Annotated in this window: 21 protein-coding genes and 2 riboswitches; of the genes, 17 read left to right on the top strand and 4 right to left on the bottom strand. The window is 61.9% G+C overall.

Features of this window, described 5'->3' with window-relative positions; genetic code table 11:
* Positions 1-23: 23 nt before the first annotated feature.
* Positions 24-443, top strand: a complete 420-nt coding sequence (locus ASD32_RS04355; RefSeq protein WP_060636671.1) for a DUF4174 domain-containing protein — start codon at positions 24-26, stop codon at positions 441-443.
* Between the two features lie 118 nt (positions 444-561).
* Here the strand turns inward: ASD32_RS04355 and ASD32_RS04350 are convergent, their stop codons facing one another.
* The gene (locus ASD32_RS04350; protein ID WP_060636670.1) at positions 562-1,776 is read right to left on the bottom strand and encodes a TIGR03862 family flavoprotein; all 1,215 of its coding nucleotides are present in this window, start codon (positions 1,774-1,776) and stop codon (positions 562-564) included.
* 376 nt (positions 1,777-2,152) lie between these two features.
* Between ASD32_RS04350 and ASD32_RS04345 the strand changes: the two genes are divergently transcribed.
* The 11 genes from ASD32_RS04345 (at position 2,153) to ASD32_RS04295 (ending at position 11,986) form a co-directional block, all read left to right on the top strand.
* On the top strand, positions 2,153-3,316 hold the full coding sequence (locus ASD32_RS04345) for an isovaleryl-CoA dehydrogenase (protein WP_060636669.1): 1,164 nt from the start codon (positions 2,153-2,155) through the stop codon (positions 3,314-3,316).
* 70 nt (positions 3,317-3,386) lie between these two features.
* Complete coding sequence (locus ASD32_RS04340) at positions 3,387-3,878, top strand: hypothetical protein (protein ID WP_060636668.1); 492 nt, start codon at positions 3,387-3,389, stop codon at positions 3,876-3,878.
* The gene (locus ASD32_RS04335; protein WP_060636667.1) at positions 3,875-4,258 is read left to right on the top strand and encodes a type II toxin-antitoxin system VapC family toxin; all 384 of its coding nucleotides are present in this window, start codon (positions 3,875-3,877) and stop codon (positions 4,256-4,258) included. Before ASD32_RS04340 ends, ASD32_RS04335 begins: the two co-directional genes overlap by 4 nt.
* Before the next feature lie 8 nt (positions 4,259-4,266).
* Positions 4,267-5,874 (top strand): carboxyl transferase domain-containing protein, encoded by a 1,608-nt coding sequence (locus ASD32_RS04330; protein ID WP_060636666.1) that lies wholly within the window; start codon positions 4,267-4,269, stop codon positions 5,872-5,874.
* 11 nt (positions 5,875-5,885) lie between these two features.
* Complete coding sequence (locus tag ASD32_RS04325; protein WP_060636665.1) at positions 5,886-6,269, top strand: RidA family protein; 384 nt, start codon at positions 5,886-5,888, stop codon at positions 6,267-6,269.
* Positions 6,270-6,282: 13 nt separating this feature from the next.
* On the top strand, positions 6,283-8,268 hold the full coding sequence (locus tag ASD32_RS04320) for an acetyl/propionyl/methylcrotonyl-CoA carboxylase subunit alpha (RefSeq protein WP_060636911.1): 1,986 nt from the start codon (positions 6,283-6,285) through the stop codon (positions 8,266-8,268).
* Positions 8,268-9,143 (top strand): hydroxymethylglutaryl-CoA lyase, encoded by an 876-nt coding sequence (locus tag ASD32_RS04315; RefSeq protein WP_060636664.1) that lies wholly within the window; start codon positions 8,268-8,270, stop codon positions 9,141-9,143. Before ASD32_RS04320 ends, ASD32_RS04315 begins: the two co-directional genes overlap by 1 nt.
* Positions 9,140-9,931, top strand: a complete 792-nt coding sequence (locus ASD32_RS04310; protein WP_060636663.1) for a crotonase/enoyl-CoA hydratase family protein — start codon at positions 9,140-9,142, stop codon at positions 9,929-9,931. Before ASD32_RS04315 ends, ASD32_RS04310 begins: the two co-directional genes overlap by 4 nt.
* A gap of 78 nt (positions 9,932-10,009) precedes the next feature.
* Positions 10,010-10,381, top strand: a complete 372-nt coding sequence (locus tag ASD32_RS04305) for an antitoxin Xre/MbcA/ParS toxin-binding domain-containing protein (protein WP_060636662.1) — start codon at positions 10,010-10,012, stop codon at positions 10,379-10,381.
* Positions 10,374-10,889 carry an RES domain-containing protein gene (locus tag ASD32_RS04300; protein WP_060636661.1) on the top strand — a complete coding sequence of 172 codons (516 nt, stop codon included), beginning with the start codon at positions 10,374-10,376 and terminating at the stop codon, positions 10,887-10,889. The genes ASD32_RS04305 and ASD32_RS04300 overlap by 8 nt, the downstream gene beginning before the upstream one ends.
* A 176-nt stretch (positions 10,890-11,065) precedes the next feature.
* Positions 11,066-11,986, top strand: coding sequence for a fatty acid desaturase (locus ASD32_RS04295; protein WP_060636660.1), 921 nt, complete (start codon positions 11,066-11,068; stop codon positions 11,984-11,986).
* A gap of 12 nt (positions 11,987-11,998) precedes the next feature.
* Here the strand turns inward: ASD32_RS04295 and ASD32_RS04290 are convergent, their stop codons facing one another.
* Positions 11,999-12,385, bottom strand: coding sequence for a type II toxin-antitoxin system VapC family toxin (locus ASD32_RS04290; RefSeq protein ID WP_060636659.1), 387 nt, complete (start codon positions 12,383-12,385; stop codon positions 11,999-12,001).
* Entirely contained in the window at positions 12,385-12,639 is a 255-nt protein-coding gene (locus ASD32_RS04285) for a type II toxin-antitoxin system VapB family antitoxin (protein WP_060636658.1), read from the bottom strand. Before ASD32_RS04285 ends, ASD32_RS04290 begins: the two co-directional genes overlap by 1 nt.
* A gap of 228 nt (positions 12,640-12,867) precedes the next feature.
* Here ASD32_RS04285 and ASD32_RS04280 point away from each other — a divergent pair, with 228 nt between their 5' ends.
* Entirely contained in the window at positions 12,868-14,082 is a 1,215-nt protein-coding gene (locus ASD32_RS04280) for an ROK family transcriptional regulator (protein WP_244490097.1), read from the top strand.
* A 46-nt stretch (positions 14,083-14,128) separates the two neighbouring features.
* Here ASD32_RS04280 and ASD32_RS04275 read toward each other — a convergent pair whose 3' ends face one another.
* Positions 14,129-14,800: a TetR/AcrR family transcriptional regulator gene (locus ASD32_RS04275; RefSeq protein ID WP_082546645.1), complete on the bottom strand. Its 672-nt coding sequence runs from the start codon at positions 14,798-14,800 to the stop codon at positions 14,129-14,131.
* Between the two features lie 236 nt (positions 14,801-15,036).
* Here ASD32_RS04275 and ASD32_RS04270 point away from each other — a divergent pair, with 236 nt between their 5' ends.
* The 4 genes from ASD32_RS04270 (at position 15,037) to nrdH (ending at position 20,727) form a co-directional block, all read left to right on the top strand.
* Complete coding sequence (locus ASD32_RS04270; RefSeq protein ID WP_060636655.1) at positions 15,037-16,236, top strand: multidrug effflux MFS transporter; 1,200 nt, start codon at positions 15,037-15,039, stop codon at positions 16,234-16,236.
* Between the two features lie 141 nt (positions 16,237-16,377).
* Positions 16,378-16,593: riboswitch (cobalamin riboswitch) on the top strand.
* A gap of 108 nt (positions 16,594-16,701) precedes the next feature.
* Positions 16,702-19,047: a 5-methyltetrahydropteroyltriglutamate--homocysteine S-methyltransferase gene (gene metE / locus ASD32_RS04265; protein WP_060636654.1), complete on the top strand. Its 2,346-nt coding sequence runs from the start codon at positions 16,702-16,704 to the stop codon at positions 19,045-19,047.
* On the top strand, positions 19,044-19,844 hold the full coding sequence (locus ASD32_RS04260) for an acyl-CoA thioesterase (protein ID WP_060636653.1): 801 nt from the start codon (positions 19,044-19,046) through the stop codon (positions 19,842-19,844). Before metE ends, ASD32_RS04260 begins: the two co-directional genes overlap by 4 nt.
* Positions 19,845-20,001: 157 nt before the next feature.
* Positions 20,002-20,225, top strand: a riboswitch (cobalamin riboswitch).
* Positions 20,226-20,505: 280 nt separating this feature from the next.
* Entirely contained in the window at positions 20,506-20,727 is a 222-nt protein-coding gene (gene nrdH / locus ASD32_RS04255; protein WP_060636652.1) for a glutaredoxin-like protein NrdH, read from the top strand.
* The last annotated feature ends 3 nt before the right edge of the window (positions 20,728-20,730 follow it).

Here is a 20,730-nt window from a genome sequence, read left to right as displayed (position 1 = left end):
GTTCAACGAAGAGGATAACGGCGATGCTGAAGTCATTGTCGGCGGCTGTCTCGGGTATCGAAATCGATCCGCAGCAAGGTGGAATGAGTCTCGCAGATTTCGAATGGCGTTACCGGGTCGTGATCATCTTTCCCGATGACAGCCATATCGACGCGGCGCGGCAGGCCAGCCTGCTACTGGCCGAGGCGGACGGTCTGCGCGAGCGGGACATGATCGTTCTGGAAGTCGAACGCAACGAGGTCAAGGCGCTGTTTGGGCCGGAATACGACCTCAACTGCTACGCCATCCGCTCCGATCTCGATGTCACCAACGGCTTTTTTGCGTTGGCGCTGGTTGGCAAGGATGGCTCGGTAAAATTCCGTACGGACGAGGTGGTGCAAGCGGCCGTGCTGTTCGACTTGATCGATCAGATGCCGATGCGCAAGCAGGAGAAGCGGAACTGATTTGATAATCTGTCGATGGCATCGACATAGGGAAATAACATGTCGATGAAACCGTATTTCATCGACATGTTTTTATGAAGTGGGGCCGCTTATATCGTCGTGCGACGGCGTTGGTTCATCAAGCCCGCCCCAGCAGCCAGTTGTTAATGCCTCCTGCCGCCGCACGTCCGGTCGCAAAGCAGGCGGTCAGAAGATAGCCACCTGTCGGGGCTTCCCAGTCCAGCATTTCGCCTGCGGCAAAGACACCCGGAAGAGATTTCAGCATATAATTCTGATCGAGAGCATCGAAGCGGATGCCGCCCGCCGAGGATATCGCCTCGGCGATGGGGCGGGGGCGGATGACGGGAATCGGAATTGCTTTGATCCGGCTGGCCAGAAGGGCGGGGTCATTGAGCATTGACGGAGAGGCGAGTTCCCGCACCAGGGCAGCCTTGACGCCTTCCAGGCCCGCACCTTTGCGCAGGCGGTTGGCAAGGCTGGCTTTTTCGCTTTGCCGCGCCAGGTCCTTTTCGAGGCGCTCAAGGCTGCGGCCGGGAGCGAGGTCCACGGTGAGGGCGGCGTGACCTTCCCGGTTAAGATTGTCCCGAAGAGCTGCCGAATGGGCGTAGACGAGGCTGCCTTCGATGCCGTGCCGGGAGATGACGAATTCGCCCGGAAACGTGCCGGCGTCCGAGGTAGTCGTGACGGATTTGAGCGGGGCGCCGGCAAAGCGCTCTTTGAAGATATCGCTCCAATCGACGTCGAAGCCGCAATTGGCGGGCTGGAAGCCCGTGATATCAACGCCCTTGTCTAGTAGCAATGGAATCCAGCTGCCGTCGGCGCCCAGACGCGGCCAGCTGGCGCCGCCGAGGGCCAGAAGGGTCGCGTCGCTCTGGATGGTTTTAGGGCCATTCTGGGTTTCGAAGGTGAGATCGGTTCCGGAAAATCCCGTCCAGCGGTGGCGTGGCATCAGTGTCACGCCTTGCGCTTCCAGCCGCTTCAGCCAGGCGCGCAAAAGCGGCGAGGCTTTCATGGCGGTTGGAAACACGCGTCCGGATGTGCCGGTGAAGGTTTCCGTGCCAAGGCCGGACGCCCAGGCGCGCACGTCTGACGGGGTGAAGGCATCCAGTGCCGCGCGCAGGCGACCGGAGGCGGCGCCAAAACGGGCGGCGAATTGATGGTAATCTTCGGAATGGGTGATGTTGAGCCCGGACTTGCCGGCAAGCAGGAACTTCCGCCCGAAGGTCGGCATGCCGTCATAGACGGTCACCGCATGGCTGGACGCAGACAGCATCTCCGCCGCCATCAGGCCCGCCGGTCCGCCGCCGATGATTGCGATCTGTTTTGCCGTCATGATCCGCCCGTTGCCGATTATTCCTTCTCGTCTTGGCGATTGCAGGCATTTTGCGCAAGGGCAATTGCGATCATGGGCGGCGAGGGTCACTGTTTATCGCTTACTGACCTCGGCGTGTCCGCCTCGATCAAGCGGTTTGACCGGGCGATTTTTTACAAATCATGCGCGCAAGCGCCTGTCTTGGTTCGGAAATTGTTTTGAGGCTGTGTTAGTCTCGAAAAACCGGTGGGTGCGGCGGAGAGGAGTCCGCTGCCCCGCCGTCTTGCAGCGGCGGCTGCAGCGGGAGGAGCGCAGATATCCCTGGCCGGTTTCGAGGCTGAGTGGAATATCGTTCTCTTCTTTCGTTGCGGCAGCGATCCGACAGGGAGGAGGCCCGATGTATTCCGGCGGCTTGAATTTTGCCTTGGGCGACGACCTCGACGCTTTGCGCGAGACCGTGCGGCGCTTTGCGAGCGAACGGATTGCGCCGCAGGCGGCCGACATCGACCGCAGCAACAGCTTTCCGATGCCGCTCTGGCAGGAACTGGGCGAACTCGGCCTGCTCGGGATCACGGCCGGCGAGGACTATGGTGGCATCGGCCTTGGCTATCTTGCCCATTGCGTTGTGATGGAGGAGATCAGCCGGGCCTCGGCCTCGGTGGCGCTGAGCTACGGCGCCCATTCCAATCTCTGCGTCAACCAGATCAACCGCAACGGCTCGGAGGCCCAAAAGGCCAAATATCTTCCCAAACTGATCTCCGGTGCTCATGTCGGTGCGCTCGCCATGTCGGAGCCCGGAGCGGGGTCGGATGTCGTGTCGATGAAGCTGCGGGCTGAGCGGCGCGGTGATCGCTATGTGCTCAACGGCAACAAGATGTGGATCACCAACGGTCCGGACGCCGATGTCCTGGTCGTCTACGCCAAGACCGATCCCGAGGCCGGGCCGCGCGGCATTACCGCGTTTCTGGTCGAAAAGGGATTTGCCGGATTTTCGACCGGCCCGAAACTCGACAAGCTCGGCATGCGCGGCTCCAATACCTGCGAACTTATCTTCAGCGATTGCGAAGTGCCGGAGGAGAATGTGCTGGGAAGCGTGGGCGGCGGCGTGCGCATCCTGATGTCGGGTCTCGACTACGAGCGCGTGGTCCTGTCGGCCGGGCCGCTCGGGATCATGGCAGCCTGCCTGGATGTCGCGGTTCCCTATCTGCACGAGCGAAAACAGTTCGGCCAGCCGATCGGCGAATTCCAGCTGATGCAGGGCAAGATCGCCGACATGTATGTGACGCTGAATGCGGCGCGCGCCTATGTCTATGCCGTGGCCGCAGCCTGCGATCGCGGCGAAACCACGCGCAAGGATGCGGCCGGTTGCATTCTCTATGCGGCGGAGCGGGCAACGGCCTTGGCGCTCGAAACCATCCAGGTGCTGGGGGGTAATGGTTACACCAACGACTATCCGGCCGGCCGGCTGCTGAGGGATGCCAAGCTTTACGAGATCGGCGCCGGAACATCGGAAATCCGGCGCATGTTGATCGGGCGGGAGCTTTTCAATGAGACGGCATAGAGATGTGTTTATCGTTTTACATTACGTTTAACATAATGTACGATTTGTATGTTGTTAAATGGAGATTTCGATGAATATGTTGCATTTGTCGGTTCGGCCGGGTTCGGAAAAAGCGCGCATCTGGCAGATTTGCGATGAGCTTCTTGCCAAGAACGGCACGCCGCCGAGCGGCCGAGAGGTTGCGGATATCTACATCGCCGAAGGCGGCAACCAGGGCACCGGGTTTACGCAATATTCCCATTGGAAAAAGGAGTATCTTGCACGGCAGGAACAGGCGATGCCGCGTGAGGCAGCATCGGTTTCGCCCGGAAATATCGACTTCCGCTTTCTGTCGGTGGCACCGGACGGAACGATCGCGCTGCCGCACGACGTGCGCCGGGCCATGCTGCTCGACGAGGATGGACGGGTGACGTTGAGTGTCGTGGACGGCGAGTTGCGGGTGATATCGCCGATGGTTGCGGTGCGCCAGCTGCAGCGCCGAACGCTGGGGCTGGTGCCTGCCGGTGCGCTTGTGTCCGACGAACTGATCGCCGAACGGCGCCAGGAAGCGGAGGCGCAATGAGCGGCGCTGTGTTTGATGCGTCTGCGGTTCTCGCCATGGCTTTCAATGAGCCGGGCGCAGAGCAGGCGATGATCCATCTGGCCGGTGCGCGCATTTCGGCGGTCAACTATTCGGAAGCCGGCGCAAAGCTGATCGACAAGGGTCTCGGGCCGGAGGAGGCGTTCATTTGGCTGGGCGCGCTGCGGCTTGAGGTCGTGCCATTCGATACCGCCTCAGCCGAAAAAGCCGCAGTTCTGCGCAAGGATACGCGCGCGAGACGGCTTTCCTTTGCCGACCGCGCCTGCATAGGGCTGGCTGCTGCCGATGGCAGCGCCGCCATTACCACCGATAGGGTCTGGTCGGAACTCGATCTGGCCTGCGACGTGAAACTTATCCGGTAGGGACATTCATGGCTGTGATCCGTTCGCAAATCTCGTCCTCTTCGGAAGCTTTCCGCGCCAATAGCGCGGCGATGGCGCAGGCGATGCGTGTTGTCGAGGACGCGGCGGCGGTGGCCGTGGGTGGGGGTGGCGAGGTGGCGCGCGAGCGTCATGTCAGCCGCGGCAAGATGCTGCCGCGCGAGCGGGTGGCGCAGCTGATCGATCCGGCGACGCCGTTTCTCGAAGTCGGGATGACGGCGGCGCATGGGCTTTACCAGGGCGAGGCGCCGGGGGCGGGGCTGGTGACGGGCATCGGCCGGGTATCCGACCGCGATTGCATGATCGTCTGCAACGATGCGACGGTCAAAGGCGGCACCTATTACCCGATGACGGTGAAGAAGCATTTGCGGGCGCAGGAGATCGCGGCCGAGAACAACCTGCCCTGCATCTATCTGGTCGATTCCGGCGGCGCCAACCTGCCGAACCAGGACGAGGTCTTTCCCGACCGCGATCATTTCGGCCGCATCTTCTACAATCAGGCCAATATGTCGGCGGCCGGCATCCCGCAGATCGCCGTGGTCATGGGCTCGTGCACGGCGGGGGGCGCCTATGTCCCGGCCATGTCGGACGAGGCGATCATCGTGGAGGGGCAGGGCACGATCTTCCTCGCCGGGCCGCCGCTGGTGCGGGCGGCGACCGGTGAAGTCGTGTCCTCTGAGGATCTCGGCGGCGGCGATGTGCACACGCGGCTTTCCGGCGTTGCCGATCACCTAGCGCGCGACGATGCACATGCGCTGGCGCTGGCGCGCCGCGCGGTTGCCAACCTCAACCGGATGTCCATACCCACCATCGAGCGGCAGGCGCCGGAAGAGCCGGCCTACAATCCCGACGACATCGCCGGTGTCGTGCCGCTGGATCTGCGCACGCCCTATGACATTCGCGAGGTGATCGCCCGGATCGTCGATGGTTCGCGGCTGGACGAGTTCAAGGCACGCTATGGCACAACGCTGGTCTGCGGCTTTGCGCATATCCACGGAATTCCCGTCGGGATCATCGCCAATAATGGCGTGCTGTTTTCGGAGTCGGCGCTGAAGGGCACGCACTTCGTCGAGCTCTGCTCGCAGCGCAAGATTCCGCTGGTTTTCCTGCAGAATATCACCGGCTTCATGGTTGGGCGGAAATACGAGACCGAAGGCATTGCCAAGCACGGCGCCAAGCTGGTGACGGCAGTGGCGACGACCAAGGTGCCGAAGATCACCATGCTGGTCGGGGGCTCGTTCGGGGCGGGCAATTACGGCATGGGCGGCCGCGCGTTTTCGCCGCGCTTCCTATGGACCTGGCCCAACAGCCGGATCTCTGTGATGGGCGGCGAGCAGGCGGCAGGGGTTTTGGCGACGGTGCGCGGCGACGCGCTGAAGCGGGCGGGGACGCCCTGGAGTGAGGAGGACGAGGCCCAGTTCAAGCAGCCGGTGCTGAACCTGTTCGAAACGCAGAGCCACCCGCTTTATGCCTCGGCGCGGCTATGGGACGACGGTATCATCGATCCGCGCAAGAGCCGGGACGTGCTGGCGCTGTCCTTATCCGCCGCGCTCAATGCACCGATCGGCGACACAAGGTTCGGCCTGTTCAGGATGTGAGGAGAAAGACCATGAAACGCGATGCTTTCAACGCGAAAAACGCCCCTCAGCCGCGCGGCGGTTATGCGCAGGCGGTGCGGATCGAGGACTTTAGCCGGGTCCTGTTCGTCAGCGGCCAGATCCCGGCCGATAGCGACGATGTGCTGCCAACCGGTTTTGAGGCGCAGGCGCGGCAGGTCTGGTTGAATGTCGATGCGCAGCTGAAGGCGGCCGGGATGAGCAAGGCCGATATCGTCAAGGTCACGATGTATCTGTCCGACCGGCACCATACGATGGCCAACCGGGAAATCCGGGCCGAATATCTGGGCGCCCTGGCACCGGCGATGACGGTGATCATTGCCGGGATATTTGATGAAAGCTGGCTGCTCGAGGTTGAAGTCGTCGCCGCGCAATAACCGGGATAGAATGATGTTTTCGAAGATACTGGTTGCCAATCGCGGTGAAATCGCCTGCCGGATCATCCGCACGGCGCGGCGGCTCGGCATTCGCACCGTCGCAGTGTTTTCCGATGCGGATGCCGGCGCGCTGCATGTGGAACTAGCGGACGAGGCCTTTCGCATCGGGGCTGCGGCGGCCAGCGAAAGCTATCTGAACGCCGGGCGCATCATCGCGGCGGCGCAGCGTTCGGGCGCGCAGGCGATCCATCCCGGCTACGGGTTTCTGTCGGAGAATGCGGATTTCGCAGAGGCGGTCGAAGCGGCCGGCATGGCCTTTATCGGGCCTTCGGCCGCTGCCATCCGGGCAATGGGCCTGAAGGACGCGGCAAAAGCGCTGATGGAGCAATCCGGCGTGCCGGTGGTTCCCGGCTATCACGGCGAAAATCAGGATGGCGATTTTCTGGCCGGAGAGGCCGGGATCATCGGCTTTCCGGTGTTGATCAAGGCGCGGGCCGGCGGCGGCGGCAAGGGGATGCGCCGGGTCGATCGTGCCGAGGATTTCTCTGCATCGCTGGATGCGGCGCGGCGGGAGGCGCAGGCGGCGTTCGGCGACGGTGCGGTGCTGATAGAAAAATACCTGATGAAGCCGCGCCATATCGAAATCCAGGTGTTCGGCGACCGGCATGGCAATGCCGTGCACCTGTTCGAGCGGGACTGCTCGTTGCAACGGCGCCATCAAAAAGTGATCGAGGAAGCACCGGCGCCGGGCATGACGGCGGAAATGCGCCGGGCGATGGGCGAGGCGGCGGTGCGGGCAGCCCGCGCCATCGATTATTGCGGCGCCGGCACGGTGGAATTCATCGCCGATGTTTCCGACGGGCTCTGGCCCGACCGGTTTTTCTTCATGGAAATGAACACGCGGCTGCAGGTCGAGCATCCGGTGACGGAAGCGATCACCGGCATCGACCTCGTCGAATGGCAGTTGCGGGTGGCCAATGGTGAGCCGCTGCCGTTGAAGCAATCGGAACTGTCGATCGACGGCTGGGCCTTCGAGGCGCGCGTCTATGCCGAGGATCCGGCGCGGGGTTTTCTGCCATCGACCGGCACGCTGTCGGATATCCGTTTTCCGGAAGAGGGCGTGCGGATCGATGCCGGGGTGCGGCTCGGAGACCGGATCAGCCCTTTCTACGACCCGATGATCGCCAAGCTGATCGTGCACGGCACGACGCGGGCGGCGGCACTGGCGCGTTTGACGGCGGCCTTGGAAAACAGCCATATCGGCGGCGTCACCAACAATCTCGATTTTCTCGCGCGCCTCAGCCGCCAGGCCGATTTCGCTGCCGGACATCCCGATACCGGGCTGATCGACCGGGAGGTTGAGGCGCTGACGGCGGCAGATGCGCCGGACGAAACGGTGCTGGCGCTGGCGGCCGTTCTGTCGCTCGGCACGCTGCAGGTTCCGCCGGCCGGCGATCCCTTCCGCACGCTCGGGCATTGGCAGATCTGGGGACAGGCGACGCGCACGGTGACGCTGGATCATCATGGCGAGCGGCATGTGCTGCGGGTGGCGGCGCGGGGTCTCGACCTCTTTGCCGTCAACAGCAGCAGCCGGGTCATTCCGGTAAGGATTTCCGGCCGGTTCGAGGGCGGTTGCCATGTCGAGGCCGATGGCCGCCAGAGCCGGTTGCAGCGGCTTGAGATCGCCAGGGGCTTTACGCTTTTGGTGGATGGCCGCGCCTATGATTTTCAGATTCCCGATCCGCTGGACGGCGAGGCCGAAACTGCTGCCGGAAGCGACCGCCTGACGGCGCCGATGCCGGGACTGATCAAGCTGGTGCGCGTCAGGCAGGGTGATGCGGTGGCGAAGGGCGACGCGCTGATTGTGATGGAAGCGATGAAGATGGAGCTGACGCTTGCGGCAAGCCGCGACGGGATTGTCGAAACCCTGTTGGTCGGCGAGGGGGATCAAACGGCCGAGGGTGCGGTGCTCTTGATGCTGAAACCCGAGGAGGCCTGATGTCTCCCACCGGCAACAGGACCAACCGGGTCTCCATCGTCGAGATGGCGCCCCGCGACGGGCTGCAGAACGAGAAGGCGTTGATCGATACGCGCGACAAGATCGCGCTGGTCGACAGATTGTCGGATTGTGGTTTCGAGCGGATCGAGGTGACCAGTTTCGTCAGCCCGAAATGGGTGCCGCAACTGGCCGATGCTGCCGAAGTGATGGCTGGGATCATCAGGCGGCCGGGGGTGCGCTACGCGGTCTTGACGCCGAACATGAAAGGGTTTGAGGCTGCTCTTGCAGCGGACGCCGACGAGGTGGCGATCTTTGCCTCGGCCTCGGAAGGATTTTCGCGGCACAATATCAATTGCTCGATCGCTGAAAGCATCGAGCGGTTTCGCCCGGTGGCGCAGGCTGCGCGCGCGCACGGAATTGCGGTGCGCGGCTATGTCAGTTGTGTGGTGGAATGCCCCTATGACGGTGCTGTCCCGCCCGCAAATGCTGCGGATGTCGCAGGGCAGTTGCTGGCGCTTGGCTGCCACGAAATCAGCCTTGGCGACACGATTGGCCGGGGCACGCCGGAAGCGGTGGACCGGATGCTGGCGGCGGTGCTGGACACTATCCCCGCCGAAAGGCTTGCCGGGCATTTCCACGACACATCCGGCCGGGCACTCGACAATATCGGCGTGGCGCTGGAGCGCGGCATCCGGGTGTTCGATGCCTCGGCCGGCGGTCTTGGCGGCTGTCCCTATGCACCGGGTGCCAAGGGCAACGTGGATACGCTGAAGGTGGACGCCTATGTGAGGGCGCGCGGCTTTGTGACCGGCCTGGATGCGCAGGCGCTTGAGGCGGCCTCGATGTTTGCGCGCGGCTTGAGGAGTCCGGCATGACCTACGAGACGATCCGCGTTTCAGTTGACTGCAGGGGCGTGGCGGCGCTGACCTTGGCGCGGCCGGACAAGCACAATGCCCTGTCCGGCACGATGATCGGCGAATTGACCACGGTTGCCCGGTTGCTGGGGGCGGATACAGCCGTTCGCGCTGTTGTCCTAGCGGCCGATGGCGTGAGCTTTTGTGCCGGCGGCGATCTCGGCTGGATGAAGGCGCAGATCGAGGCGGACCGGGCGGGGCGCATGGCGGAGGCTAGGCGGCTGGCGCTGATGTTCAAGGCGCTGAACGATCTGCCAAAGCCGGTGATTGCCCGCGTTCAGGGCAATAGCTTTGGCGGCGGCGTCGGGCTTTTGTGTATCGCCGATGTGGCGGTTGCGGCCGAAACCACGAAGTTCGGACTGACGGAAACGCGGCTCGGGCTGATCCCGGCGACGATCAGCCCCTATGTGGTGGCGCGGATTGGCGAGGGGCAGGCGCGGCCGCTGTTCATGTCGGGAAGAATTTTGGATGCGCAGGCAGCGCAGGCGGCAGGGCTCCTGACGCGCGTGGTGTCACTGGACGATCTCGATGCGGCGGTGGAGGCGGAAATATCACCCTATCTGCAGGTTGCGCCGGGGGCCGTTGGGCAATCCAAGGCGCTGGCGCGGTCGCTGGGCATGCCGATCACCGATGAGGTCATCGCGGCGACGATCGTGCGCCTGGCCGATGTCTGGGAGACGGATGAGGCACGGGAGGGGATTTCGGCTTTTCTGGAAAAGCGCACGCCCTCTTGGCGCGTGCCGGATTAATCCAACCTTGCGCTTGAAATGCGCAGGGTTTGAGCATATTTTGATATCAGACTTATCAATATGTGTTAGGATGATGTCATGACAGCTTTGAGCTTTGATATGACGGCAAGCCGGTTTGGTGACGGTCAATCGCCGTTTCTGTCGGCGGAGCGGGTCTCCAAGCAGCTCGGTGTCACCTTGTCCGAGCTTGCCAAGCTGATCGGCGTTGCCCGCAATACGTTGAACGCGAAATCCGGCGCGCGCAAGGTGGATCATGCGCTGAGCCATGTCGTGCGCATCCTTTCCATGGCCAGCGAAATGGCTGGGGACGACAACCGCGCGACCATCTGGTTCAAGCATCAGCCGATCCCCGGCTGGGCGGGCAAGACCGCTTATGATCTGGTGAGCGAAGGCAAATCGGACAAGGTGCTGGCCTATCTCGAGGCGGTGCGATCCGGCGTTTATGCCTGACACGGTCCGGCAGACGCTGACGCTGTGGCGCGCCTTCGTGCCGCAATGGGCCTTCGCGCCGCTTTCAGGCGAGGGGGCGGCCCGTTTTGGCGGACGCTGGAACCCGGTGGGTGCAGCCACCATCTACGCGGCCCGCGAACTCTCGACCGCCTGGGCCGAATACAACCAGGGTTTTGTCCAGCATCCGGCGCTGATCGCGCAGCTCGATCTCAAGCAGGCGGCACTCGCCGATCTCACGGATCCGCAGATATTGTCCGGTCTTGCCATGCCGGATGACATTCATCATTGCGAATGGCGGATGCTTCTCGACGCGGGCAAGGTGCCGCCGACCCACCATCTGCGGCAGCGGCTGATCGCCGACGGGTTTGACGGCGTCGTCTATCCATCCTTCATGTCGCCGGGCGGGACCTGCGTGGCGCTCTGGCGCTGGAACGGAAAGGGTGCGCCGCGTCTCGACGTGGTCGATCCGGATGGCCGCCTGCCGAAGACCCGAGCATCGTGGGTCTAGAGCCTCATTGATCGTACGAGGCTCTAAGGGAAACACGCTGGCGGAGGATGAAAGCTGCCGGTGGTGGCGCGCAAGGCGAAAGATTTTTCTCCAATAGTCTATAAAATAAATCAACATAGTTATCTAAAACTGGTGCGGCGCTGTAATTTCCTTCTACTTCCGGGGGATATCAGTGCATGCCCAACACGCCGTCCTACATCATCAAAATCCCGGCCCGCCGTCTGGAATGGCCGACGGTTTTTTTGGCAGTTGCAATCTATGGCGGCTTTCTGGCGCTGACATTCTGGTGGCAATCGCTGCCGGTCATCGCCGTGGCGCTTATAGGAGGCTGGCTGACCGCCTGGCAGGGATCGCTGCAGCATGAGGTTATCCACGGGCATCCGACCGGCAATCAGCACATCAACGATGCGATCGGCTCGATCCCCCTGTCACTCTGGCTGCCCTATCCGATCTACCGCGAAAGCCATCTGGAGCATCACCGCGACGAGCATCTGACCGACCCGATCGAGGACCCGGAATCCTCCTATTTTACCCGCGCGACCTGGGAGCGGCTGGGAACAGCCGGCAAGCTCCTGGCACGCTGGAACACGACGCTGTTCGGGCGGCTGACGATCGGGCCTGCGGTCATGCTGGCGAGCTTTCTGGCGCAGGAGGTGCGATTGCTGATAGCCGGCGAACCCGGCCGGGCGCGCATCTGGGCGGTACACATGGTGGGTGCCGCTGCCGTGCTGTTCTGGGTCACGGTGATCTGCGGCATGCCGTTCTGGCTCTATTTCTTTGGCTTCGTCTATCTCGGGGCGGCACTGACACGGTTGCGGTCCTATGCCGAGCACCGTTACGCCGAACGGCACGAGGAGCGCACGGCGATCGTCGAGAACAGCCATTTGTTCGGGCTGCTGTTTCTCTACAACAACCTGCATGTGCTGCATCACCTCAAACCCGGCATTTCCTGGTACCAGCTGCCGTCGGTCTATCGCCGTCACCGCGAGTCCCTGATCGGCACCAATGGTGGGCTCGTCTATAACAGCTACTGGGACATTGCCCGCCGGTATTTTTTGAAGCCGCATGACGACATCACGCATCCCAAGCATTCTTGATGGGGTTTACGCTCAAGCCACCATGATATCTGTGCGGGAAAAGTCTTCGCCCTTGAAGAGAAGCGGTTCATTGCGCGTGGCGGCCAACGCATAGGAGAAGCAATCGCCATAATTCAAACTGGCGGGATGTCGGCCCTTGCCGAATTTCCGCCAGGCTTGCCGCGCCACATAGGCCTGCTCGACATCGACCGGGGTAAACTCGACGCCTGCCTTGTGGAGCCATAGATCAATCTCTGCGACGCCGGCCTCTCCCAGGCGGGTTTCAATCACCATCGTCAATTCGAGGAGGGATGCCGCAGACATAAGGCGCAGTGGCGCATCTATGATCTTTCGCTCAAGTGTCTCGGCATCTGGCTCACTCAGCGCAATCGCAACAATAGCAGACGTGTCAATCACCATCAGCTTGGTAGCCCGTTTTCATCATAGCCGAGAATGTCTTCTGCCGAACGATTATTCAGCACCGGAAGCGCGGCCAGGCGCCGGCGGCTTGCTGCCAGTTCTTCCAAAAGCATATCTTTTCCGGCCCGGCTTCCCACGCCACGGAGGCGCTCTTCAAGCGCACGCCGTGTTGCCAACGTAATCGTTTCACCGGTTTTATCCGCTAATACCCGGGCAAGACGTTCTGTCTCCGGATCTTTTATGCTGAGAGCCATCACTTTGTTCCTTGGTACCTATATGGTGTAATTCTACCTATGGAAATAGGTTATGCAAGGGGCTGAAGCATTTCATTGGTGGCTAAAAATCAGCGGTCAATCAACTATCTCTGATAGATGCCTGCCGATGCTGGAGCTTACAGATTCGGTATTGCCCTCCTTTTCCAGTTGACTCACAGTCCGCTCACCTCAATAGTTCGGTCACCGAACGAATTAATGGAGGTGGCCGTGAGCGAAACTTTGCGTATCTCCCGGAAGTTTTCCCAAAGGGCCGTGATGGAGGCCATCATCCAGAACGGGCCGATCTCGCGTGCGTCGATTGCCAAGCAGACGGGGCTTTCCAAGCAGACGATTTCGGAGATCGTGCGGCAGCTGGAGCTGGACGACTGGGTGCGCGAGACGGGGCGCACCAGCGGCCATGTCGGACGCACGGCCGTGACCTATGAACTGGTGCCGGATGCGGCCTATATTGCGGCGGTTGATCTTGGCGGCACCAAGATCCGGCTCGCCATTGCCGATCTCGCCTGTCAGGTGTTCGCCGAGGAGGTCGTGGCGACCGACCGGCGCGGCGGCCAGTTTGTCGTCGATCAGATCGCTGATCTCTGCGGCAAGGCGGCAAGCCATCTGAACATCCCGCGCGAACGCATCCGCATGGCCGTGATCGGCGCGCCGGGCGCACCGGACGCCAGGACCGGCCGCATCCTGCTGGCGCCGAACATTGCCGATTTCGACACGATGAACGTGGCAGCGGCTTTCGAGAAGGCGCTGGGGATTGACGTCATCCTGGAAAACGACGTCAATCTGGCGGTGCTCGGGGAAAACTGGCTGGGGCAAGGGCAGGGCATCGACAATCTCGCCTTTATCGCCGTCGGTACGGGGATCGGCGGCGGGCTGATGGTCGGCGGACAGCTGGTACGCGGGGCGATGAATGCCGCCGGCGAACTGGGGTTCCTGCCGTTTGGCGCGGATCCCTTCGATCCGGAATCGCTGCGAACGGGCGCCTTCGAACGGGTCGCCGCCTCGATCGGTATCATGGAGCATTATGCGGCGGCATCCGGTGAGACGGCGGATGTTCGCGAAATCTTTGAGCGGGCAGCGCGTGGTGATACCCATGCTGCGGCGACGCTGGATGAGACGGCGAGATATCTGGCGCGCGGCATCAGCGCCATTGCGGCGATTGCCAATCCGGAAAAGGTCATCATGGGAGGGTCGATCGGCTTGCGCCCGGAATTGATCGAGCGCATTCGCAAATTCCTGCCGGCCTGCTTTCCCTATCCCGTCGATATCGAGGCAAGCCAGCTCGGTCCGCGTGCGGCAATCATCGGGGCTGCGGCGATCGGGCTCAGCCATCTCCACAATGCGCTGTTTGGCGCCGATGCCCCCGATAGCCGTATGTCGCTGCCGCCGGCGGAAACGGTGGCGTTTCGGGAAGAGCTACAATAACTGCGCCCGATGGCCTGTAATAGCAGGGGCTACAAGCACCTCCGCGTCAGCGGGATGCGGCGTTGATTGCGGCAGGTTCGAGCTTGCTAATGTCTGGGGCGCCATAGGCCCGCATGAAGGTGCATACCGCGTTGCGGGCTGCACTTTCCAGTTCGGCTTCGCTCGGCGTCGCGCCGAACAGGGTTCTCATCTGCAGGTCGGCATTCACAAGCGCCAGAAACTGGCGGGCGGCGACGTCGAAGTCGTCGATCTGCAAGAGGCCTTTATGGGCGAGGCGGGCAAAGAGCGCGGCGAGTGCCGTGCCGATCTTGCCGGGGCCGTGCTGGCGCCAGCTTTCGAATAGATGCGGATAGCGCTCGCCCTCCGACTGAACCAGCTTGCGCAGGAATTTTCCATCCTGGTTGCAGATACAGCTGCGGCTGAGGCGTACGGCAAAGGCCGCAAGATCGTCCTTCAGATTGTCCGTCTTTTCGGGAAAGGTCGAAAGGGTCGTGAACAGCATGGCGTTTGCCCGGTCCATGACGTCCTCGACTACGGCGGTGAACAGGTTTTCCTTTTCCCGGTAGTGATTGTAGACGGTCTGGCGCGAGACGCAGGCTTCGGCGGCGATCTCGTCGATGCTGGCGCCGGTAAAGCCCTGGCGGCAAAACACTTCTGCAGCGGCGTCCAGAATGGACTTGCGCTTGGCGCATTGGCCGCGCTGGCTATGCACGGACATCTTCGAAACAGTGTCGCGATTGGCTTTCATGGGTTTAAGATAATGCCTCTTGACGTTTTAGACAATGGTGTCTAATTTTACAGCTGTGTCCAATTATATTGACACGAGCTGCCAAGGCGCAGACGTCCTCCCAAGCGCCGCGCGAAACGCTGGCAACGATCCATTGAACCCTCGTGAGAGCAACGCAGCGCAAGACTGATCCGGGTTTGTGCTGCCGTTTTCTGAAAGATGATCCCATGACGTCCTCCTTCTTCCGGACTGCCCTCATCCTCGGCCTCCTGTCCGCCATCGGCCCCTTCGCCATCGACATGTATCTGCCGGCATTGCCCTCGATCGGGCAGGACCTTGGCGCTGAAAATCAGGTGGTGCAGCTCAGCCTGCTTGCATTCTTCATCTCCTTTGCGCTGGCGCAGCTGATCTATGGTCCGCTGTCGGACATGTGGGGCCGCAAGGCGCCGCTCTATATCGGCATCGGCATTTTCGCGCTCGCCAGCATCGGCTGCGCGCTGGCAAGCGATATCGAAACGCTGATCGCCTTCCGCTTCCTGCAAGGGATCGGCGGCGCGGCCGGCATGGTCATTCCGCGCGCCATCGTCCGTGACATGCACACCGGCGTACAGGCTGCCCGGCTGATGTCGCTGTTGATGCTGGTATTCAGCATCTCGCCGATCCTTGCGCCGCTGACCGGCAGCGCCGTCATCGAGTTCTATGGCTGGCGCGGCGTGTTCTGGGCCGTGACGATTGCCGCCTTGATCGGCCTTGTTCTGCTCGCGACACAGTTGCGGGAAACCCGACCGAGGGAACACCGTGCCGAAAGCGGCCTGCGTAGCGCCATGTCCGCTTACGGTGTGTTGCTTAGGGACAAGAATTTTCTGACGCTGACCTTCATCGGTGGCCTCGGCATTTCCAGCTTCCTCGTCTATCTCGCCAATTCGCCCTTCGTGCTGATCGATTATTACGGGCTAACGCCGACGCAATACAGCTTTGCCTTTTCGATCAATGCCGTGTCGTTCTTTGCGGTATCGCAGGCAACCGGCTGGTTTGGCGAGCGCTTCGGGCTCGTGCGGGTGATGCGGATCGCGGTGACGGCCTTTGCGCTGACCATGGCGGCCATGGCCATCGTCATGAGCCTCGGGTTCAACCAGCTTCCGGTCATGGCTGCATTCCTGTTCGTCGGCTACGGCTTTCTCGGCCTGGTCATCCCGACCAGCGCGGTTCTGGCGCTGGAAGAGCATGGCGAGATCGCCGGCACGGCATCGTCGCTGATGGGAACGTTGCATTTCGTCACGGCCGCCGTCGCCATGGTGATCGTTTCGGTATTCTTCGACGGCACGGCCGTGCCGATGGCCCTGGGCATTGCGCTTTGTGCCGTCGGAGCGCTGCTGCTGACGCAGGCAACCATCGGCCGCCGCCGGGCGATTGCCGCTGCCGAATAAGTGCCTGACTGTCACAGGCTGAGTGGCAAAGGCCTGGAGATGTCTCCGGGCCTTTTGCGTTTTGAGCGGGCAACTAGAACCCGTCATTGCTTAAAGACATAAGCATTCCTTTATGTCTCTTGACTGAGTGTGCCGTTTGCCGCATGTTGGATACATCGTGGTTCTCCGGAGTTCGCATCCGGAGCTAAGAGGGAATCCGGTGCGATGCCGCAAGGTGTCCATGCCGGAGCTGCCCCCGCAACTGTAAGCGGCGAGTTTCTGTCTACCGAATGTCACTGGGACGCAAATGCCCTGGGAAGACCGGACAGCGACGATGACCCGCAAGCCAGGAGACCTGCCGCGATAGATAACGTCCACGGGCGGGGTGTCCCGGTGTGCCGCTTTGCGCAACGGGGACCTGTGTTCATCGTTCGATACGCAATGCGTCCACTTTGTCCCTTGCCCTTAACAATCGGGGTAAGGAAAATGACCATCACCACAGCAAATCTGGGATTTCCCAGGATCGGGGCCAGGCGCGAACTGAAGTTTGCGCTGGAGAGCTATTGGGCCGGCAAGTCGTCCGCAGACGGCCTGCTTGCGACCGCAAGGAATCTGCGTGCCAAAAACTGGGCACTCCAGAAAGACAAGGGGATCGCCACCATCCCCTCCAATGATTTCTCGCTGTATGACCATGTTCTCGACACCGCCGTCATGGTCGGCGCCATCCCTGCCGCCTATGGCTGGAAAGGTGGTCCGGTCGATCTCGAAACCTATTTTGCGATGGCGCGCGGCAGCCAAGGCGGCGGCCACGCAGGCTGCGGTCATGCTGAGCACGGGCAGGGCGTACCAGCCCTTGAGATGACCAAATGGTTCGACACCAACTATCACTACATGGTGCCGGAATTCTCAGCCGGTCAAACGTTCGAGCTGACGGCCAACCGGCCGCTCGACGCGTTTCGCGAGGCAAAGGCATTAGGTGTGCACACCCGCCCGGTTCTTCTCGGGCCGCTGACATTCCTCAAACTCGGCAAGGCGGCGCAGGATGGCGTTTCGCCGCTCAGCCTGCTCGACAAATTGCTGCCGGTCTATGGACAGGTCCTGGCAGAGCTTTTGCAAGCGGGTGCAGATTGGGTGCAGATCGACGAGCCTTGCCTGGTTCTTGATCTCTCGGAGGCGGAACGTGCCGCGTTCGCTCATGCTTACGAGACGCTCCGCACCGATGCGCCCGGTTTGAAGATCATGCTCGCAACCTATTTCGGCGCAATCGGTGACAATCTGGAGACGGCGCTCAAACTCAAGGTCGCGGGCCTGCATGTCGATCTGGTGCGGGCGCCGCAGCAGGCCGCCGTGCTGATCGACAAGGCGCCGGCGGATCTCGTCCTGTCGCTGGGGGTCATCGACGGACGCAATGTCTGGCGTACCGATCTTGCCGGGCTGTTCAAGCGCATCCAGCCGCTGATCGAAGCGCATGGGCATGGCAAGGTGCAATTGGCACCGTCCTCGTCGCTTTTGCATGTGCCGGTCGATCTGACACTTGAAACGGCTCTCGATCCGGAACTCACGTCCTGGCTTGCCTTCGCCAACCAGAAGCTCGATGAACTGGCCTTGCTGGCAAAGGCATTCGATGCCGGTAGCGCGCAGGCGGAGACGGTCTTTGCCACATCGATCGCAGCGGCCAGTGCGCGCCTGACATCGGTGAAAGTGCATGATCCCCTGGTCGCAGGCCGGTTGAAGCAGGTCGATGCCACGATGCTGAAGCGCACGTCGCCATTTGCAAAACGTCAGAGGTTGCAGCAGCAGCGATTGCGCTTGCCGCTGTTTCCGACGACGACGATCGGTTCGTTCCCGCAGACGGCGGAGGTGCGCAAGGCCCGCTCGAAACATGCAAAGGGCGAGCTTTCCTATGTCGATTACCAGGCGTTTCTTGAGCACGAGACCGCGCAGGCGATCCGCTGGCAGGAGGAGATCGGCCTCGACGTTCTGGTGCATGGCGAATTCGAGCGCAATGACATGGTGCAGTATTTCGGCGAACAGCTTTCCGGCTTTGCCTTCACTCAGCATGCCTGGGTGCAGAGCTACGGCTCGCGCTATGTCCGCCCGCCGATCATCTATGGCGATGTCTCGCGTCCGAACCCGATGACCGTTGCCTGGTGGAAATATGCGCAGTCGCTGACGGCAAAGACCGTCAAGGGCATGCTGACCGGACCGGTGACGATCCTCAACTGGTCGTTCGTCCGCGACGATCTTCCGCGCAGCACCGTCTGCAAGCAGATTGCGCTGGCCATTCGCGACGAGGTCCATGATCTCGCCGAGGCGGGCGCGGCGATGATCCAGATCGACGAGGCGGCCTTGCGCGAAGGCCTGCCGCTGCGGCGAGTGGACTGGAAAGCCTATCTCGACTGGGCGGTCGAAAGCTTCCACCTTTGCTCGACCGGCGTTTCCGACGAGACGCAGATCCATACGCATATGTGCTACTCGGAGTTCAACGACATCATGCCGGCGATCGCCGCCATGGATGCCGACGTGATTTCCATCGAGACGTCGCGGTCGAAGATGGAACTTCTGTCGGCCTTCACCGGCCGTGGCTACCCGAACGAAATCGGGCCGGGCGTCTACGATATCCACTCGCCGCGGGTACCCGCTGTCAAGGAAATGGTCGAGCTTCTGGACAAGGCGAGCGAGGGGCTGGTTGCGGGACAGATCTGGGTCAATCCGGATTGCGGCCTGAAGACGCGCAAATGGGAAGAGGTCAAGCCGGCGCTGGTCAACATGGTTGCCGCAGCCATCCGGCTGCGTGCCAGCCTGGAGCGGGGCCGCGCGGTCAATTCATGACGCAAGCCGCAAGACAACAGACCGCGCCGGGAGATTTCCCGGCGCAGTCCCGCCTCATCGATCTCGTCTTTCCCGGCGATACCAATCACCACGGGACGCTGTTTGGCGGCGCCGGGTTTGCGCTGATGGACCGCATCGCCTTCATCGCCGCGACACGGCATGGGCGGGTCCCGTTTGTGACAGCCTCCTGCGACCGCATCGATTTTCGCGCGCCGGCGCGTATCGGACAATTGGTCGAGCTGGTGGCCCGCCCGGTTCGCGCCGGCCGCCGGTCGCTTGCCGTCGACGTGGAGATGATTGCCGAGGATCTGATTGGCGGCGAGCGGCACCTGTGCACGCGCGGATCCTTTGCCATGGTGGCCATGCCGGAGGGCGGCGATGCGGACTGGCGCTTGCCGGCCATTTCCGCCGACATGCCGGAGCCTGCGGGTGACCGCCTCAGAATGACCGATATCGTCTTTGCCGATCAGGTCAACAGCTTTGGCAAGATGTTTGGCGGCGATGCCCTGGCGGCCATGACCAAGGCCGCCTTCGTGGTTGCGTCGAGACACAGCCGCATGGTCACCGTGCTTGCCTCGTCGCGCCGAATCGACTTCAGGCATCCGATCCCCGTGGGCTCGATCATCGACGTGGTTGCAGGGATTGTCCGGACTGGCAGGAGTTCTGTGACCGTCGCCGTCGAGCTCTGGTCGGAGACATTGCTGGATGGCCGCAGGCAGCTGACGGCGCGCGGGGAGTTCGTCATGGTTTCTGTCGGTCCGGACGGGCGGCCGGTGCGTGAAGCGCGTGGCTCCTAGCGGAAACGGGAATGGTTGTCGCTGGTGGTGGCCACGCTATCCACAGCCGATTGCCATGTGCCGCATTAACTCCCCATTATCCACAACGCAGCAAAAATAATGTGCTGCAGACCCTGAATCCGGCCTCTACACATTGACGTCATTTTCCCGTCGTATACTATATCTAGTGTTCAACGGTCCTCCGAATCGAAGGGTGAAGAGGCTAAGAGGGAATACGGTGCGCCAGGGCTTTCAAGCTCCGGCAAAGCCGGAGCTGCCCCCGCAACTGTCAGCGGCGAGCGTCTGTTTCATTTCAAGTCACTGAAGCATCAGGCTTCGGGAAGGCGGAATGGACGCAACGACCCGCAAGCCAGGAGACCTGCCATTGAGCGAAAACGTCCACGGGCGGGGTGCCCGGAAGGTCGCGTGATATGTGGCGGAATGAGTCCGCTTTGTGCTCGCGTTCGTCCGATGCCCGCCAAACAAGGCTTCGGGGTGAAGGCATGTCAGTCAATCGAATTCGCAGACCAACAGACGCGGAATCGCGATCGGCGGCGCAGGCCTAACCCCTCGCAAATATCGGAAATGAACAACAGCGATCGGACCCGCGTGCAGCGGCTCGGAGCCTTTCGCGTGTCAGCAACATCACAGACCCACGATCACAAGACCCACGAGGACCATCATGGATATCACCGTTTACAGCAAGCCTTCCTGCGTCCAGTGCACCGCGACCTATCGCGCGCTCGATCGCGAAGGCATCGACTATCAGGTCGTCGACATTTCCAAGGACGAGGACGCCTTCGCGAAGGTGATCGGCCTCGGTTACCAGCAGGTGCCGGTGGTGATCGCGGGGCAGGACCATTGGGCCGGATTCCGGCCGGACAAGATCAGCGCGCTTTCTTGAGTC

The sequence above is a fragment of the Rhizobium sp. Root483D2 genome, assembly GCF_001426685.1.
Taxonomy (GTDB): Bacteria; Pseudomonadota; Alphaproteobacteria; order Rhizobiales; family Rhizobiaceae; genus Pararhizobium; species Pararhizobium qamdonense.
Note: the sequence above shows the minus strand (reverse complement) of the source record. Positions and strands in the feature narration are given on the sequence as shown.